Annotated in this window: 2 protein-coding genes; one reads left to right on the top strand and one right to left on the bottom strand. The window is 44.4% G+C overall.

Translation table 11 applies throughout. The features are described 5' to 3' along the window. On the bottom strand, positions 1–234 hold a 234-nt coding region (locus CKO11_RS17160; RefSeq protein WP_223641520.1), incomplete at its 3' end, for a MipA/OmpV family protein. A 277-nt stretch (positions 235–511) separates the two neighbouring features. Here CKO11_RS17160 and CKO11_RS17165 point away from each other — a divergent pair. Beyond that, positions 512–691, top strand: a 180-nt coding sequence (locus CKO11_RS17165) for a response regulator transcription factor (RefSeq protein WP_223641522.1), incomplete at its 3' end; no start/stop codon positions are given.

Below are 691 nucleotides of genomic sequence, written 5' to 3' on the forward strand. Positions count from 1 at the left end.
GTCATATCCCAGCCCCTTTTCCGAATCAACAAAAAACGCGCCTTTTCGCCCCTGGATAACGGGTAAGACCTGGAAAGATTGATGGTTTGACCCGCTGTAACGCGGCGCGTATTGCCCTGCAATCCCCATGGTAAACGTGTCTGTATTAGCGGCAGTGTCATCCGCATTCACAAATGACGTTACCGAGGTAAATAGTAAACCTGCCATCAACGGTACTGTTTTTTGGGGGAACATTGAGCATCTCCGGAATCATTAAAAGCGTATTATTTCAGCGCATGGTTTTCTGATGGTTCAGTATGAAGGACTGTTATCAATAATCAGTCAGGGAATTGTTAAGATACTGTCAAGTTCCGCTTTTTGGCGCGCTGTCTCTGATGAATTTAATCTTCTCCGGGTGGTTTATATCATTTGTCATTTTATCGATGCGCGTTTACTGTCACGAAAAGGGTATTGTATGTATTGGCGTAACAGATCGGCAATTGCTGTTCTCTAAAAAAACCAGGGTACATAAATGGTTTGTCGAAAAATATTGATAATTGAAGACGATACGGATGCTGCTGACGTACTGGAAGCCTACCTCCGTCGGGATAGTTTTGACGTACTGATAGCAGAAAACGGGACTAAAGGGCTGGAAATGGCGCGACGCCTTAAACCCGATCTCATTCTGTTGGATATTATGCTCCCTGGCATA

It is taken from the genome of Rhodobacter sp. TJ_12 (genome assembly GCF_020023995.1).
Classification (GTDB): domain Bacteria; phylum Pseudomonadota; class Alphaproteobacteria; order Rhodobacterales; family Rhodobacteraceae; genus Rhodobacter.